The organism is Nostoc sp. (assembly GCF_036916655.1).
Taxonomy (GTDB): domain Bacteria; phylum Cyanobacteriota; class Cyanobacteriia; order Cyanobacteriales; family Nostocaceae; genus Nostoc.
On sequence record NZ_JBALFY010000021.1, the window covers coordinates 80,230 to 96,833 of the forward strand.

At 42.6% G+C, this 16,604-nt stretch carries 18 protein-coding genes; 11 read left to right on the forward strand and 7 right to left on the reverse strand.

Going from position 1 to position 16,604, the window contains the following annotated elements; all coding sequences use genetic code 11:
• Window positions 1–306 precede the first annotated feature (306 nt).
• Together rsmH and V7L31_RS05615 are read left to right on the forward strand one after the other, a co-directional pair.
• A complete protein-coding gene (gene rsmH / locus V7L31_RS05610; RefSeq protein WP_334695331.1) occupies window positions 307–1,191 on the forward strand; it encodes a 16S rRNA (cytosine(1402)-N(4))-methyltransferase RsmH in 885 nt (294 codons plus the stop codon).
• Window positions 1,192–1,282: 91 nt separating this feature from the next.
• A complete protein-coding gene (locus V7L31_RS05615; RefSeq protein WP_334695332.1) occupies window positions 1,283–1,426 on the forward strand; it encodes a hypothetical protein in 144 nt (47 codons plus the stop codon).
• Here V7L31_RS05615 and V7L31_RS05620 read toward each other — a convergent pair.
• A complete protein-coding gene (locus tag V7L31_RS05620; protein ID WP_334695333.1) occupies window positions 1,403–1,585 on the reverse strand; it encodes a hypothetical protein in 183 nt (60 codons plus the stop codon). The genes V7L31_RS05615 and V7L31_RS05620 overlap by 24 nt on opposite strands.
• 126 nt (window positions 1,586–1,711) lie before the next feature.
• On the opposite strand from V7L31_RS05620, the gene V7L31_RS05625 reads away from it, so the two are divergent.
• A complete protein-coding gene (locus tag V7L31_RS05625) occupies window positions 1,712–2,089 on the forward strand; it encodes a hypothetical protein (RefSeq protein WP_334695334.1) in 378 nt (125 codons plus the stop codon).
• A 322-nt stretch (window positions 2,090–2,411) separates the two neighbouring features.
• Window positions 2,412–3,692 (forward strand): aspartate aminotransferase family protein, encoded by a 1,281-nt coding sequence (locus V7L31_RS05630; protein ID WP_334695335.1) that lies wholly within the window; start codon window positions 2,412–2,414, stop codon window positions 3,690–3,692.
• A 47-nt stretch (window positions 3,693–3,739) separates the two neighbouring features.
• On the opposite strand, the gene V7L31_RS05635 is transcribed toward V7L31_RS05630, so the two are convergent.
• The 4 genes from V7L31_RS05635 to V7L31_RS05650 all read right to left on the reverse strand — a co-directional run bounded on the left by V7L31_RS05635 (window position 3,740) and on the right by V7L31_RS05650 (window position 6,076).
• Complete coding sequence (locus V7L31_RS05635; RefSeq protein WP_334695336.1) at window positions 3,740–4,345, reverse strand: DUF4129 domain-containing protein; 606 nt, start codon at window positions 4,343–4,345, stop codon at window positions 3,740–3,742.
• A gap of 145 nt (window positions 4,346–4,490) precedes the next feature.
• The gene (locus tag V7L31_RS05640; RefSeq protein ID WP_334695357.1) at window positions 4,491–4,979 is read right to left on the reverse strand and encodes a DUF2243 domain-containing protein; all 489 of its coding nucleotides are present in this window, start codon (window positions 4,977–4,979) and stop codon (window positions 4,491–4,493) included.
• A 147-nt stretch (window positions 4,980–5,126) separates the two neighbouring features.
• A complete protein-coding gene (locus tag V7L31_RS05645; protein ID WP_334695337.1) occupies window positions 5,127–5,519 on the reverse strand; it encodes a pentapeptide repeat-containing protein in 393 nt (130 codons plus the stop codon).
• 119 nt (window positions 5,520–5,638) lie between these two features.
• On the reverse strand, window positions 5,639–6,076 hold the full coding sequence (locus V7L31_RS05650; RefSeq protein ID WP_292847338.1) for an RrF2 family transcriptional regulator: 438 nt from the start codon (window positions 6,074–6,076) through the stop codon (window positions 5,639–5,641).
• 347 nt (window positions 6,077–6,423) lie between these two features.
• On the opposite strand from V7L31_RS05650, the gene V7L31_RS05655 reads away from it, so the two are divergent.
• The 6 genes from V7L31_RS05655 (at window position 6,424) to V7L31_RS05675 (ending at window position 11,156) form a co-directional block, all read left to right on the forward strand.
• On the forward strand, window positions 6,424–6,873 hold the full coding sequence (locus V7L31_RS05655) for a hypothetical protein (RefSeq protein ID WP_334695338.1): 450 nt from the start codon (window positions 6,424–6,426) through the stop codon (window positions 6,871–6,873).
• A 662-nt stretch (window positions 6,874–7,535) separates the two neighbouring features.
• Window positions 7,536–7,892, forward strand: coding sequence for a hypothetical protein (locus V7L31_RS05660; protein WP_104900334.1), 357 nt, complete (start codon window positions 7,536–7,538; stop codon window positions 7,890–7,892).
• A 101-nt stretch (window positions 7,893–7,993) separates the two neighbouring features.
• A complete protein-coding gene (locus tag V7L31_RS05665; RefSeq protein WP_442944361.1) occupies window positions 7,994–9,016 on the forward strand; it encodes a spore photoproduct lyase family protein in 1,023 nt (340 codons plus the stop codon).
• A gap of 288 nt (window positions 9,017–9,304) precedes the next feature.
• Window positions 9,305–10,786: a site-2 protease family protein gene (locus V7L31_RS05670; RefSeq protein WP_334695339.1), complete on the forward strand. Its 1,482-nt coding sequence runs from the start codon at window positions 9,305–9,307 to the stop codon at window positions 10,784–10,786.
• A 38-nt stretch (window positions 10,787–10,824) separates the two neighbouring features.
• Window positions 10,825–10,968 (forward strand): DUF6888 family protein, encoded by a 144-nt coding sequence (locus V7L31_RS32545; RefSeq protein ID WP_442944362.1) that lies wholly within the window; start codon window positions 10,825–10,827, stop codon window positions 10,966–10,968.
• Window positions 10,965–11,156 (forward strand): DUF6887 family protein, encoded by a 192-nt coding sequence (locus tag V7L31_RS05675; protein ID WP_334695340.1) that lies wholly within the window; start codon window positions 10,965–10,967, stop codon window positions 11,154–11,156. The genes V7L31_RS32545 and V7L31_RS05675 overlap by 4 nt, the downstream gene beginning before the upstream one ends.
• A 149-nt stretch (window positions 11,157–11,305) precedes the next feature.
• Here V7L31_RS05675 and V7L31_RS05680 read toward each other — a convergent pair whose 3' ends face one another.
• Window positions 11,306–12,559: a glycoside hydrolase family 10 protein gene (locus tag V7L31_RS05680; RefSeq protein ID WP_334695359.1), complete on the reverse strand. Its 1,254-nt coding sequence runs from the start codon at window positions 12,557–12,559 to the stop codon at window positions 11,306–11,308.
• Between the two features lie 348 nt (window positions 12,560–12,907).
• Complete coding sequence (locus V7L31_RS05685) at window positions 12,908–14,977, reverse strand: vWA domain-containing protein (RefSeq protein ID WP_334695341.1); 2,070 nt, start codon at window positions 14,975–14,977, stop codon at window positions 12,908–12,910.
• A 551-nt stretch (window positions 14,978–15,528) separates the two neighbouring features.
• On the opposite strand from V7L31_RS05685, the gene V7L31_RS05690 reads away from it, so the two are divergent.
• On the forward strand, window positions 15,529–16,353 hold the full coding sequence (locus V7L31_RS05690) for an alpha/beta hydrolase (protein WP_334695342.1): 825 nt from the start codon (window positions 15,529–15,531) through the stop codon (window positions 16,351–16,353).
• The last annotated feature ends 251 nt before the right edge of the window (window positions 16,354–16,604 follow it).

Here is a 16,604-nt window from a genome sequence, read left to right on the forward strand (position 1 = left end):
TTTACTTTTATACTTCGTGACTCACAAAACCCATCGTTGACAAATGGGTTTTAACCTTAAGTTGACACTAATGGCGTCTCGCCCGCCCTATGGACTGGGCGGGCGAGACGCCCACCCCACAAGAGTTAATTGGATATTTTTTTATTTGTCAGTTCCTAAAGAAAAATTGAGTGTTTGAAACCCAGGTCGGTGGGTAAAGTCTCGTGTAGATGCGGTTTCTAACCACCCTTTTACTAGAAACACACAAAGACACAAACAAAAGAATACATAATTAAAGTTGATCTGTGGTTTTGTGCCCTAAGTCTCATGAATCGTCAGCTAGCTATTGAAGAATCGATATTTTCCCATCTACCAGTGTTACCGCAAGAAGTGATTGCAGGTCTAGCGGTATCTCCCGAAGGTCATTATCTTGATACGACGGTAGGCGGTGGAGGTCACAGCCGTTTGATTTTAGCAGCCGCACCAGATGTAAAATTAACGGCAATTGACCAAGATGAGGATGCTTTAGCAGCAGCGAGGAAAGAATTAGCTGAGTTTGGCGATCGCATACAATTTATCCATAGCAATTTTGCTGACTACGAATTTCCCCCCAACACTTTCGATGGTATTTTAGCCGATTTGGGAGTGAGTTCTTACCATTTAGACCAAGCAGAAAGGGGTTTCAGCTTTCGCCAAGCTGCAAATTTGGATATGCGAATGGATCGGGGGCGATCGCTAACTGCTGCTGATGTGATTAATAATTGGGATGAAGCAGAATTAGCAGATATTTTCTTTAAGTACGGTGAAGAGAGATTATCACGGCGGATTGCGAGACGGATTGTAGAACGGCGGCCGTTGTACACGACTACAGAATTAGCTGAAGCGATCGCTTCTTCTGTTCCTCCCAAATACCGTTATGGGAGAATTCACCCCGCTACCCGTGTTTTTCAAGCTCTGCGAATTGTCGTCAACGATGAGTTAAAATCCCTAGAAACCTTTTTGGATAAAGCTCCAAATGCCCTTGTCCCTGGCGGCAGAATTGCGATTATCAGTTTTCACAGTTTAGAAGACCGCCCGGTGAAGCATGGTTTAAGAAATTCACCTTTATTAAAAGTCTTGACAAAAAAGCCGATTACTGCTCAAGAAGAGGAAATTGGCAAGAATCCGCGATCGCGATCGGCCAAACTGAGGATAGCCGAAAAGCTGCTGTAACTGCAATGCAGCCTTAAACTGCTGCGAATACGCTCAATGGCTACTAAACCTCATCTATGTTGAAACCTAGAGTTTTTTAAAAGATATATTTATGCAGGTTGGGTGGAGTGAAACGCAACCCAACATTACCATCAAATTTTATGTTGGGTTACGCGATCGCTGCACCCAACCTACAAAACTACAAAACTACGGTTCTCAAGGTAGACGAGGTTTACTTACCTTTTTTCTTGTCTAGTGCTTCTTGGATAGCACGTCTACAGAATTCTGGCGGGTCTTCTTGTGCTTTCACCTCTTCCTTCATATCCTTAGTAACCCGGAAACTGAGATTATCGGTTAACTCTCTACTTGGTTGAGATGATTCAAAATTTTGAGGGTTCCCCTTGGGGTTAGGCATTGTTGAGATATATAAATAACGCTTGATTTGATGTATACAAGGAAATAGAGTTTTAATTCGGTAGGTATCATCCCTGGAAAAGTTGTTACCTACCGATACCACTTTTACAAGAGGTAACTCTATTTTATGTTCACGCGTTCCGAGTTAGAAATCAAAACCATCCCAGAATTACGCGACTTAGCCCGTCGATACGGTATTAAGCCTACAGGAAGTGCAGCATACAAAGTCAGCTACATGACTTCTCTGATGGCATTTCCTCAGCTAGCACTCCAGCAAGTGAGGGAAGGAAAGGGATTAAAATCTCCTGGATTTAGCGTCATTCAATTTTTTGAAGGGGTCATAGATGAAATAAATTCACCCACAGATGAGCAAGCAGCACTGATCAAAATAACCTTGGAAGGTAGGAGAATGGCTTACCCCGATCGGTTTGACCAAGAGAAACTGCTGAATTTGCACAAAGCTAAGATGCACCTTGAAATTGTTGTTGGGCTACTGAGCCAGTAACATTTTCGATTTATCGCTAAACTCCCTTCATCCCAGGGGGAGTTTTTTTGTACTTCTTATACGTCTGAAGTTGTTCAAGTAATAACCCAAAAACACTCCTGGACTATAGACTTGCGATGCCTATAACGGGCTGCGCCTATGGAAATTGCCTGTTGCTGAAGTGTTGAGTACAAAATTTTTTTCACCACCGCCAAGCGTTTGAGGTCACATAAGCGTTAGCTTAAGAAGATGTACGAGTTGTGCCAAACAAAAAGTAATTTTTAGAGATTTCTAGGAAACTAGTAAATAACTATATAATGAAAAACTTTCAGGAGGAGCGGTAGTGAGCCTACAAACTCTCGTTGACCAAGCCACCATCCCCCCAGATTCAGGGTCAGCATCTAGTCCCTTTGAGGTAGATAGCTTTAATGAAGCTGTCATGTCCACCTATGGCCGGTTTCCCTTAGCCCTAGAACGGGGCGCTGGATGCCGGGTTTGGGATACACAGGGACGAGAATATCTGGACTTTGTGGCGGGAATTGCCACTTGTACTTTAGGACATGCCCACCCAGCGATGGTAGAAGCGGTGACACGCCAAATCCAGAAGTTGCACCATGTCTCTAATTTGTACTATATTCCTGAGCAAGGTGAATTGGCAAAATGGATTGTCAATCATTCCTGTGCCGATCGCGTATTTTTCTGCAATTCTGGAGCTGAGGCTAACGAAGCCGCAATTAAATTAGCGCGAAAATATGCCCACACAGTATTAGACATTGAAAAACCAATTATTCTCACCGCCAATGCCAGTTTCCACGGGCGGACTTTAGCGACCATTACCGCTACGGCACAACCGAAGTATCAAAAGTACTTTGACCCCTTAGTTCCTGGGTTCCACTACGTAAATTACAACGATGTTAACGCTGTGGAAGTGGCGATTAGTGAGTTGGATGAGGGCGATTATCGGGTAGCGGCAATTCTAATCGAGCCATTGCAGGGAGAAGGCGGTGTACGTCCAGGAGATGTTGCCTATTTCAAAAAACTCCGGCAGATTTGCGACGAAACTGGCATTTTATTGATTTTTGATGAAGTGCAAGTTGGTATGGGGCGCAGTGGCAAATTATGGGGTTACGAACATCTCGGCGTTGAACCGGATATTTTCACCAGTGCCAAAGGCTTAGGTGGCGGTATCCCGATCGGTGCAATGATGAGCAAGAAATTCTGCGATGTTTTTCAACCAGGGGAACACGCTAGCACCTTTGGCGGAAATCCTTTTGTGTGTGGTGTAGCACTCGCTGTTTGCCAGACATTAGAACGGGAAAATATTTTGCAGAATGTGGAAGATAGGGGTGAACAGTTGCGATCTGGATTAAGAGCGATCGCAGCCAAATATCCTCAGCAGATTAGCGATGTTCGGGGTTGGGGTTTAATCAATGGTTTGGAGTTGCGAGCCGACATTGCCCTAACCGCAGGCGATGTCGTCAATGCTGCTATCAAAGAAGGCGTATTACTAGTACCAGCCGGGCCAAAAGTAGTCCGGTTTGTGCCACCGCTAATTGTCACAGAGGCGGAAGTAGACATTGCCTTGCAAGCTGTGGACAAAGCGATCGCGGCTCTCACCAAATAGAATATTGTTTGTTTTGTGTAGAGACGTTGCATTGCAACGTCTCTTTTTTATTCTGGGGAAATTTGCCGATAAGCTTGTCGGCATTGCTCATAATTGTCTGGCAAAATATCGGCATTACCAAAACATAATTGCTCGTGAGTGGTAATTAAAGTTTCATAAGGCTGTATGGGAGTCACAGCCGATCGCAGTAATTGCAGATATTCTCCATCTGTACGGCTGAGTTTGTGAGGTGCGATCGCCTTTTGATGTAACTGCTGCAACATTGCTAAATAAATACAACGGCAAGCTTCACGGTAGTTACCTTGACGGTAAAATTCTTGCGATCGCTCCAACAAAAGGGCTATGGATAACTCACTAGAGGGAGTTTTGACGCGAAAATCAATGAGATTGCCAGTTTTATTCAGCCAAGAATATATATAAGGACTGAATTCTCGCCATAATCGCCAACACACCCAAGCGATAAATAAGCCCAGTACCAGCCAAAACAAGAATTTTAGCAATTCACTTAGCCAAGGGCTAATCGACCATCCAGTAGGCAATTCTGGCAAAGCTTGCTCAAAGCGGTAAAACTGGTATTCCCACCATTCACCCGCTTGTTGTTGGAATTGAGATAACTGCCAATTCCAGCTAGTTTTTTCAAAAGTTTCTGTCATAGGGGGGAGGGGGAGTGGGGAGAGCAGGGGGCAGGGAGCAGGGAGCAGGGGGCAGGGAGCAGAGAGAAGAATTTTATTTTCCTCTCCGCCCCCTGCACTCCGCCCCTCTGCCTCTTTTCAATGCCCAATGACTAATGACTAATGACTAATGACTAATGACTCTTGACTCCTTTTTTATCATTATCCAGCCGATAACAACAAGTAGGGCACCGAATGCGAGAAATCCTAAATCCCAAGCTAACTGATTTGGGCCTGATTTCACGTGATGAACACCGAGAATTTGGTGGTCAATTAAACCTTCCACTAAGTCAAATAACCCAGTTCCAATCAGTATCGATCCAATAAAAGTCTGTGATGACCAAGAAACATCATCACGCCCTCCAGCACGCCATAGCAACCCAAGTCCGATCACGGTAAATACCCAATTCAAGGTATGAAATAATCCATCCCATACTATGTTCAAATCTATATTTGCCGTGTTGGTCAGAGGTCGAATGTTACTGAGCATGTGATGCCACTGGAGGATCTGATGCAGTAAAATCCCATCAATAAACCCTCCAAGACCCACACCAAGAAAAATTCCAGCAGTAATCAGCGGTGCGCGTCGGTTGAGGTTTTCACTTTTCGCCTCCATTGTCAACCTCATAGATAGGCTTTATTACAAAAATACAACTCCTTGAGGAGAAATATCTTCTATCTTGAGGCAAGTAAAATCATTCAATTTACGGCGTTTTTCAAGTAATTGAACTACACCATTTACTTGAAAAATGCTGTAAATTAATCAATCTTCAAATTTAATCTGCATACCCGCCTTCACTGGATCGAAATCTTGAGGAAAATGGGTGTTGCGATCATAGTCTGCTTTTTCCAGGTTCGCTCCTTTGAGAGAGGCTTGACGGAGATTCGTTGACATCAATAATGCTCCCCGAAGATCGGCATCGTTCAAATTCGCTTGACCCAGATCGGCAAAACTCAAATCAGTTCCCCTCAAATTAGCGCTACTCAGGTTAGCTTCGCTCAAGTCAGCATAACTAAGGTCAGATCCTTTCAAGTTAATGCTTTGCAAATCAGCATTACCTAGTTCTGCTTTACTAAAGTTTCGTTTTCCGGCTGCATAACTCTCCACAAGAGTAGCGGTACTATTGATGGGCTGCTGAGAATTGACTTCAGGCATATAACAGCGTTACGGGTTGCTAGTTATGACTTTCAGATACCCTTTTTAATTACGAATTACGTAGCTTGCTTCTCGCTGGAGGCGAGTATTACGAATTAGTAATTATTTGGTCATCCTTCCTAAATGTAATACATTAGTTCCTTCTGTTCTCGGATTGCTCTTCGATCGCAAAGGTCTTGGAGTGTATATTTTTCCAAAACAGAGTTAGCAGCCTGACGTGCTTCCTGCCAGACTTCCTGAATTAGCTCACCTTCTACCGTGTTGGGAGTCGGCTCACAAGGAGAGACAACAATATCTGACCCTTCCATGCAGCTAAAAGCATCAAATACTGTAATCTTTGCAGGATCTCGTGCTAAAACATAGCCACCTTTGGCTCCGCGTATACTTTTAATCAAACCTCCACGTCTTAATGTTGCTAGAAGTTGTTCTAAATAGCGGTTCGGTATGTCTTGTAATGCCGCTATTTCCCGAATTTGCAGGGCTTCACCCTTAGGGTAGCAGGTTGCTAACTCTAACAGGGCTAGAAGCGCGTATTCTGATTTATTAGAGATTACCACAGGCGTAATATTTTAAACTCATACCTAAAAATACAAAGTGTCGAAGTCTGTTTCCTTAAGCTAATGCTAAGAAAACTTTACAATCAACCCATTGCCGACCGGCTAACTCTACTTTAAAGACCTTTTAGGATAGAAGCAAATACTTTTTTTTTTAAATTTAATAAATAAAAGTGATTGACTATTGTACAGTTTTCATAGCTGAAAAGTGAGTTAAGAGCTTAGTGTATCTAGCCTTCAATCCAGTTTTAAGCTAAAAAACATCTGAATTGCATAATCGAATCAAACATAACTCTTGTGGGGTAGGCATCTTGCCATTGGTGTCAAGTTAAGAAAATGAAAGTCTTGTCATGAGTAAACCTCGCAAAAAACAAGGGAATCCAAATTTTCGGCATCAAGTCACGGTACCGGCCCCATCAATCCAAGAGATAGAATCACGGCTGTTTGAGTTAATCAGTCTAGGTACATTTGCGAATCTCAAAGGGATAAAAGACAAAGAGCGGAGCTTGCGCTCACGCATACTAACTCTACCTATGATGGCAGCAATAGTACTGAGTTTAGTATATCGACAAATACATTATTTAACAGATGTTCTGCGCTGCCTAAAAGTGGAAGGATTATTGTGGTTAGAGGCAATGTCTGTGAGCCGGCAAGCTTTATCTCAACGCCTGGAGAGCTTGCCAGCAGAATTATTTGTCAAGTTGTTTGAGCAACTAATACAGCGGATTGCAACTAAGAAAAAGACTACAGAAGTTGCCCCAATGTGGACATCAGTAGCTAATTCGTTCAGTGCAGTATGAATTGCCGATGCCTCAACCTTGGTATACGATCTGTCGAAGCTGGGTTCATACTCTATAACTGCTGATGCATCCTGATGCATTGGCATTGTAAGGGAACGCATTAACAATGCATCCTAATGCATTAGCATTGCAAAAGCACGCATTAACAATGCATCCCGATGCATTGGCATTGCAAAAGCACGCATTAACAATGCATTCCGACGCATTGGCATTGCAAAAGCACGCATTAACAATGCGGTCGATGTATTATACCAATTAAAGAAAAGAATGCGACAAATAGATCATTTGTAGAGACTCAATGAATCGCGTCTTTACCCAAGGATGTGTTGCAATCATTAATTAAATTGGTATTAGCATGGCAAAAGGACGCATTGGCATTGCAAAAGATTGCCAAATTTAATTCCCTACAAATGAATAAAATGCTGTACTTGACAAGCCAAGGTTAAAACTGCAACCTAAAACTTAAGTTTACTGAGCTTAGTAAAACCCCAGAACAAGCCCGAAAGCTGGCAAAAATAGTGTGATTGACATAGAGATATCAAGCAGCGATTGAGAAAGGAAACTACTACCTTGAATTGGGTATAACCCGTATGCTCTATGGCTTTAAGTCACTTTTCTAAATTTTATAATATAAGTAAGACATAAAAATAACGCTTCAATATATGAAAATACTCTCATCAGAACTAGTTCATTTGGGATTTGGCAAATATGTGCGTTCTGACCAAGTGACAGCAGTTATACCAATAGAAGAGGAGCGAGGCCCTGGGCGACGAACCTTTGTTCACGTTCAAGGGCAAAACGATCCAATTATCGCCTCTCGCGCTGAAGATACCATTGTGCGTGATTTAGTACAGGAACCACGTGAAGTTACTCAAGCCCGTCAGCAACAAGAAATTCTTCAAGATTTATTGGTTAATTTAGCCAATGTTAATTCCACTGTGCGCCGAATTAACCGTGATGAAGGCAGTTTGGATCTTGATTTGTTAGAACGACGAATTAAGCAAGTCTTGGAAAATTAATTCCAGAAATCAGCAAACTTTCATAACGGAGAACGATATTGCTGAATACCATTACAGACCAAGTTTCAGCAGATACACAAACAAGATCGCCAAGGTTGTGGATACCTGAACGGGTACTATTTACACCTGCTGCCCTAGATGAAGTTTGGGGGCAGCAGATTCTTAAACGTGTGCAGTCACTCAACTTACCAATAGAAGAACTATCACAGAACCGCCTGAAGGGTCTACGCGGTGAGTCTGAGCGGGATACTTACAACATCGCCAAGCGTACTTTAGCGGTGGTTACTGCACCACCCAGTTCTTTTAAACTGAGTCCGATCCCACCTTCTGCCGATTGGCAGTTTCACCTTGCCGAAGGTTGTCCGGCTCACTGTCAATACTGCTACTTAGCAGGTAGCTTGTCCGGCCCACCTGTCATCCGCGCTTTTGCCAACTTACCGCAGATACTAGAGAATTCAGCGAACTACGAGCAACAAGGGAAAACCACGAGTTTTGAAGTTAGCTGTTACACAGACCCATTGGGTATTGAGCATTTAACTGGAAGTCTTGCTGAATGTATCCGTTACTTTGGCACTCGTCCCAATGCACATCTACGTTGGGTATCGAAGTTTGATGCTGTGGATGGATTACTCGACTTACCACACAATGGGAATACTCGCTGTCGGATGAGCGTTAATGCCGCACCAATTTCTGGTAAGTTTGAAGGTGGTACAGCATCCGTAGCATCTAGACTGAATGCGTTGCGACGGTTGGCGCTACCACAAAAGCGTGGCGGTGGCGGTTATTCAGTAGGTTTGGTTATCGCGCCAATTATGCCGATAGATGATTGGCAAATGCACTATAGTTGTTTATTTGACCAGATAAACGAGGCACTGGATTTTGATTGTAACCTTACCTTTGAACTCATCTCGCATCGGTTCACACCTGGGTCAAAAGAAGTGTTACAAACTTGGTATCCGCAATCAAAATTAGAGATGGATGAGGCAAAACGCAGCGTCAAGCGTAATAAGTTTGGTGGGACGAAGTACGTTTATGAGAAAGATACAATGAAGGCGTTGCGTTGCTTTTTTGAGAGTGAGATTAGTAGACGCTTTCCAAATGCTGAAATTCTTTATTGGACTTAGAAGACTACTTCGCTCATATAGAGTTTGAGCAAATTAATTATTGGGTTAGAGAGCGGTTGTAAATATATCAATCGCTCTCTTTTCAAGTTGCTCAGGTGCGTTAGGCCAAAGCCGTAACACATCCTACTTAAGATTTACTTTATAAACTTTTTTACCTCTCGCGTGGGTTTGGCTACGACCACTCAAAGCGAGATAATTTGGGCAGAGGACAGGCGACGTTATAAATTAATAAGTGTATCTGCAATACCGGACTTGTTCTGGCTTAGTTTCAATAGCAAAGGTTTGGAGATGTTTACTTTATCAGAAACTTCTATCCTGGCGGCAATCCTACTGGTAGCTTTAGGCATTTTGGGCTGGGGCTTTTATCGCGCTAGACCTTTTGGTAAGCTGGGAATCTTAGCCTGGTTACAGTCGGTGGTGTTGATGACTCCCTGGCTCCTGTTTTTTGGATTGTTTGCCGTAGGGATTTACATCAATATAGCGGGTATATTGTTCTTAGTGGTGACATCCGCCGGATTGTACGTTTATTTGGGCAGACAGTTACGCGCAGCTGGGCAAGATGACATCCTCAAGCAACGCGCAACCGAAAGACTCGCTGCGGCTTCCTTACTTGAAGCAAATTCCTCACAACCAACAGCAGCAGAACTGAAAGCGGAAATCCCGCCAATACCGGAAGATGACTTGAGTGCAATTAAAGGTATTTTCGGTATCGATACATTTTTTGCTACAGAAACGATCGCTTACCAAGATGGAGCAATTTTCAAAGGCAATTTGCGGGGAGAACCAGAAGAGACTCACAACCGTCTAACTGCAAGTTTACGGCAACGCCTTGGCGATCGCTATCGTCTGTTTTTAGTGGAAAATACAGACGGTAGACCAGTGGTGATTGTCCTACCCAGTCGCAACGATCCCAAGCCGATGTTGCGATCGCAAAAAGCTTTTGCAGGTATTTTGTTGATAGCAACCATTGCCACAAATTTAGAAGCAGCAGGCTTATTGCTGAATTTTGATTTCTTTGGCAATCCAGGGCGGTTTCAAGAAGCTTTGCCCATAGGTGCTGGGATATTTACAATTTTAGTTGCTCACGAAATTGGTCATTGGTTACTTGCCCAGCGTCACCAAATCCGCCTCAGCTGGCCATTCTTTCTACCCGCAGTGCAAATTGGCTCCTTTGGTGCAATTACTCGCTTCGAGTCTCTGTTACCCAACCGCAAAGTATTATTTGATATCGCTTTGGCAGGGCCAGCCGCCGGTGGTATTGTCTCTTTGTTAATGCTGGTGACAGGCTTGCTGCTTTCCCACCCAGGTAGTTTATTTCAATTGCCCAATCAGTTTTTCCAAGGGTCGATTTTGGTGGGAAGTTTGGCGCGAGTTGTCCTTGGTTCGGCGTTGCAGTCACCCTTGGTAAGCGTTCATCCCCTAGTGGTGATTGGTTGGCTGGGGTTAGTCATTACCGCTTTGAACTTAATGCCCGCAGGACAGCTAGATGGTGGGCGGATTGTGCAGGCGATTTATGGACGCAAAACCGCAGGAAGGGCAACGATCGCAACTTTAATTTTACTAGCGTTAGTGTCTCTCGGTAATATGATTGCCATGTACTGGGCGATCGTGATTTTCTTCTTGCAACGAGATCAAGAACGCCCCAGTTTGAATGAAGTTACTGAACCTGATGATGCTAGAGCTGCTTTGGGGCTTTTAGCTTTATTCTTGATGATTACTACTCTTTTACCCCTAACTCCGGGCTTGGCTGGGCGTTTGGGAATAGGATAGTTTTTATGGAGCCTGCACCCAAATAAGCAATATCTGCGATTCGGGTGTGCGCTCAACTTACTAGAGTTTATAAAAGAATAGACCTTGTAAGGTTAGACGAGCGCACCAAAAATGTTTATATCTTGGCAAATAATTCAATAGAAACTGAGGTAACACCAACTGGAGAAATTCTTTGGTTATGACAAAACCTAACTTTCAACAAATGCCTTTAGAGCAGCTAAGAACTTATATTTTGGAGCATCGCAACGACGATGAAGCATTCCATATCTACATCGACAGGAGACGTGCCCAATCTCCAAATCAGGTGCCGATGACTATTGAGGAAGCGGAAGCTGAATTAGAAAGACGGTTTGGACAGCAAGCTAGTTAAAATAATTCGTAATTCGTAATGACGCTCGCGGACTCGCTACCGCTACGCTAACGTAATTCGTAACGGGGATTGAGCGCAAAACCGGAGCAGTCTGACTGAAGAGTAGAAGTGTGAAGGATAAAGTATTAACTTTCATCCTTCATCCTTTCTTATGGTTTCCAGCCTGCTAGTAAATTCGGGTAAGTTGTTGGTGTAGGGAAGATTTTTTGTAAGGCAGTTTGACGCTCTTGGGGCTTTTCTTTGCTTATGTTCCAGAGGGTTTCATAGAAAAAGAAAGAGACTCCGGCGAAATTGCGATCGCGGATTTTTTGCACTTGTGTCTGAATCTGCTGTATCGGTACGGATTTGTTTTTCAATCCAGCTAAAATCCCCACACTCACCGGAATATGGCTCTTGGCTGTTTTCACTTCTGGATACTCTAATTCACTAATAAAAATATTCAAGTCATCACGATATATCTGCAAAACTAAGTCTTCAATAATTCCTAGCCGTTCCCATTTTTGCCAGTCTGCTAAAAAGAATTCGTAGGAAAAACGTTGAGGATTAGGAGCAACAGAAACGAGGCAATTTTTTTTAGTAGCTTTGATGGTTGTGAAAACCCGTTTCATAAACTCAGTGATTTTGTTAGCTCTCCAACGTACCCATTCTGGATCTTTAAAATTTTTGGAGGGCGCTTTACCACGGTGTTCTTGTTTGTAAAGTGCCACTGTATAAGCATCGTATCCTAATTCTGATGGTAAGCCAAAATGGTCATCAAGTTGAATCCCATCGATATTGTAGTTTCTAACAATTTCAACGATTAAATCTTGAATAAACTGTTGTACTTCTGGGCGAAAAGGATTTAGCCAAACGCGATTATCATTCCCATCTTTGACAATCCGAGTTCCATCGCTGCGACTGGTGAGCCATTGGGGACGATTTTTAGCTAGTAGAGAATCTGCTGGTGCCATAAAGCCAAATTCAAACCAGGGAATCACTGTTAACCCTTTTTGATGTCCTACATCCACAATTTCTTTGAGGATATCTCGCCCTTGCAGTCCCGGTGTGGGATCGAGCGATCGCCCGATAACTTTTTGGGCAACTTTGCTAGGATACAATGTATATCCCCAATTCCAAACCGCCGGGTATATAGTGTTGAAATTGAGTTCGTCAAGGCGTTGCAAAGATCCCTTGAGGCGATCGCGCTCAAATAATACATCACTATCAATATTTGTTAACCACACTCCCCTTAACTCAGATGCGGGCGTTGGCGGTAGATTAATTTGAGCCTTCAAGGGGAACGATAGCATCAGCGGACTTACCACACCCAAGGCAAGCATAACCACAAACAAAAGAGACTTTCTGCTTTGGCGAATATTCCACCAAAAAGGAAACTCAACACACCACTTTACAAACCTTTTCATCATTGGGTTACAGACATCATCAACTTATGAACAATTAGCATGAATAGCGATCGTTTCGATTGTAAGCGCTAAAACAATCGCCTTTTTGGTCTGGGTTGTGAATAGCTCCAAAAGATTATATAGCGGTTCCCATTCAGATGAGCAAGGTGTAGGGAACATGCCGTGCCCCCATAACGGATGTACCTTACTAGGTCGGTATAGTGCTTTTCAAGTAATTGAACTAAGCTGTTGTGTCTGCAAATTGCATCACGAGCATGATTAGGCAAAATCTGTAAATCCTCTACCTTGCACCCTGCTCCCCTGCCGCTTCAATGTGCAAACTATAATCACAACAGCTTACACCACTCTTTACTCCCTACTCCCCGTCCTGGCAATCAACGCCCTAGATTGCTCCACCAGACGAATAAACTCATCTCGATAACCTTCTTGGTCTTCCCCCTTTCCTTGGGTTGCCAATTTCATCACCAAATCATAATTAGCATTCCCCTTATACTCAGAGTCACGTAAAACCATCCCAAAGGTAGCAACCGCAGCAGCAAATCTCAGGTTTGTAGAGGGTATCTGGTCGGCTCTCAAATCATCATCTTGGATGGTTTGGGTAATTAATTGACTAGTGCTATCCTGGGGCAACTTATAGCGTAGTTTTACTTGCATCAACTCATTGCCGTCAGTATTCGAGGCAGTTTCACCAGAACGCTGATATCGCAAGGGGTCTACCTCTGGCAGCTTCACATCGCTCTTTGTACCAGTGGGAATGATTTCATAAAGTGCTGTCACAGAATGACCAGCCCCAATATCCCCTGCATCTTTCTTATCGTCATTGAAATCTTGGTTTTGCAGCAAGCGGTTTTCGTAGCCAATCAACCGATATGCCTGAACTTTCGCCGGATTAAATTCCACCTGAATTTTCACATCCTTGGCAATGGTAAACAGAGTTCCCCTCAAATCGTTAACTAAAACCTTTTTGGCTTCCAATAGGGTATCAATGTAAGCGTAATTGCCGTTACCCTTATCAGCCAATTGCTCCATTTTCCCGTCTTTATAGTTACCAGTGCCAAATCCCAACACAGTCAGGAAAATTCCCTGGTCTCGCTTCTGTTCAATTAATCGCGTCAAGTCGCCATCACTGGAAACCCCGACGTTAAAATCTCCATCGGTAGCTAAAATTACTCTGTTATTGCCAGATTTGAGGAAGTTTTGTTTGGCTATCTTGTAAGCTAGTTCAATACCCTGTCCGCCAGCAGTGGAACCTCCAGCCTCCAAGCGGTCAATAGCCGCCAGAATTTTTGATTTCTGACTACCAGGAGTAGCAGGTAAGACTAATCCAGCATTCCCAGCATAAACTACCAAACTTACCCGGTCTTCAGGGCGCAGTTTATTCACTAGTAATTTCAAGGATTGCTGCACCAAGGGCAATTTGTTGGGGTCATCCATAGAACCGGAGACATCAATCAGAAATACTAGGTTGCTGGGTGGTAAGGTTTCGCTCTCTAAGCGTTTACCTTGCAAACCGACCAGTACCATCTTATGTTGAGGATTCCAGGGAGTAGCAGCAACTTCAGTGGTTACAGAAAAAGGGCGATCGCCTTTTGGTTGAGGATAATTGTAGGTAAAATAATTGATCAATTCCTCAATTCGCACTGCATCCTTGGGTGGTAATTCCCCTTGAGTAATAAACCGTCGCACGTTGCTGTAGGATGCTGTATCGACATCAATAGAAAAGGTGGAAAGTGGGTCATTCCCAACGCGATGAAAGGGGTTATCCTCAATTCGGTTGTAGTTTTCTGTATTGAATCTGCTATCTGTTTCAGTTTGGGGTGCAACCCTTCCAATACTACTACCAGCTTGGAGTTCAGGGCTTGCGGGACGGCTAAGAAGTTGATCCTGCATAGATGCCCTAGACGGAATACTACGGGGTAGAACTGTGGGTAAAGGTTGAGTCTTTCGGGTAGACTCAGCTGGAGTACGTTCTCTGGTAGTCTGAGTTGGAGTGGTAAGATTACGAGCATCCAATTCATCTATCGAACTTCTGAGGATTGCTAATTCCGGCGCGAATTCGGACTGCAAGCGTTGCAGAGTTTTCATATCTGCTTGAGTAACTATCTTGGGATCGGTCGTTGCTAGCTCGTTGATGCGATTTAGACAGTCATTCAAGACTGTGGCAAATTCAGTTCGAGTTATGGGAAGAGTGCCAAAGTTTTGGATGGAGACGACGCAACTATACTGTTTTACCAATCCCTGGAGTGCTTGGTAGTCAGGGTGATTGGGTAGAATGCTAGAACTGGGAGGAGTCTGATTAGCTGGAATCGCAACCGTAGCAGACTGACGTAAAATCGCAATTCCTATTGATGGTATTACTAATAATAGTGCAACAATACTGACTCGCTGCCACATTTTGGACGGAATCGGGTAAGACATGGCTAAATCCTCACACTAAATTTGTTTTGTCACATTTGAAGTTTCTACTTATTTAGAATAGTCTTGAGCAGCCTGAGATTTCATAACCGTTGCAGTTTTGGTAACTGTAACTGATACAAAACTAAGCATTTCTGTCTAGCATCAAGAAATATAGCGGTTCTCGTTTGAATGCAGGGCACATGATTGCTATGCCCCTACAAATGGTTTGTATTCTATGCAATTAAGAACCGCTATATAACAGTGTTTCTTGATATCAGTTCAATAATCTAGATCAAGCAATTACTCAGTCGTTCAATTATAGAACACTCAATAGTTTTTCTGATCAAGCTAGTGGCATGACAAGGCTAAAATGTTGCAAAAAAATTGTAGCAACCCAACATCCTGATATATGTTGGGTTACGCAAAGCCTCCACCCAACCTACGTTTAATACACTATTTTCAGCTTGCCACGCCACTAGTATGAAGTTTGGTGAAGTTGTATTAGTTGTAGTTAGAAAATATCAGAAATCGGGAAACCTGGAAATAAAGCTTTACCTAATAAATAAAAACTAATGGATAAACAAAAACTTAGAAAACTACTAATTGGTGATTTTACTTGGCAACGGTTGGTTAAATCTTTAATATTTATCTATATATTTTTTGGAGTATTTGTATATTTTCGGGCAGATAGCATGATTTTTCTATCTAAATCCTCTAGCTATAAGGATGATCCAGGAATTTTGAAGTTGACAAGCGGGGAAAATACGAAGATATCAGCTACATACTTATTGAACAATCAAGCTAAATATACGATTCTTTATTCTCATGGTAATTCCGAAGATTTAGGAGAAATTAAACAGATATTAGAAAAATTACACGCCTGGGGTTTTAGTGTCTTTGCTTATGATTATCGCGGTTACGGTACGAGTGAAGGAAAACCAACAGAAAGTAACGCATACGAAGATATCAATAGCGCTTACAATTATTTGACCAAAAATTTAAAAACGCCACCTGAAAGAATTATAGTTTTGGGGCGTTCGGTTGGCGGTGGTTCTGCGGTAAATTTAGCAATGCGAAAACCAATAGCTGGTTTAATTATTGAAAGTTCGTTTACTTCGGCTTTTCGAGTAATAGTACCTTTTCAGATTTTACCTTTTGATAAGTTTCCCAATCTAGACAATATCAAAAAAGTTAAATGTCCAATATTGGTGATTCATGGAAAAGCAGATGATATCATTCCTTTTACTCATGGAGAAAGGTTATTTGATGCTGCAATATCCCCAAAACGTTATTTGTGGGTTGAAGAGGCAAATCATAATGATTTATTCTGGATAGCCGAAGAAAAGTATCGTCAAACTTTGCAGGATTTTATTAGACTTGTCAATATTAAAAATTAAAAATATTTCAGATTAAGAGAAGTGTCTTGCACTGTTATTACAGCAGATTGCAGGTAAGTGATACCATTTTGAATTTTAGATTTTGAATTGAGAATCGCTTTCTGTGTCTGGTTTTTGTGAAACTATCTGTCGCAATCATTTTTCAAATTGGTATGAGGTACAAATTTTAAGCACAAAGCCATATAAGATGTTCCATATTTAAATTGCATAAGCTGGGCGGGCAAATGCCCACCACACAAGAGTTATGTTTA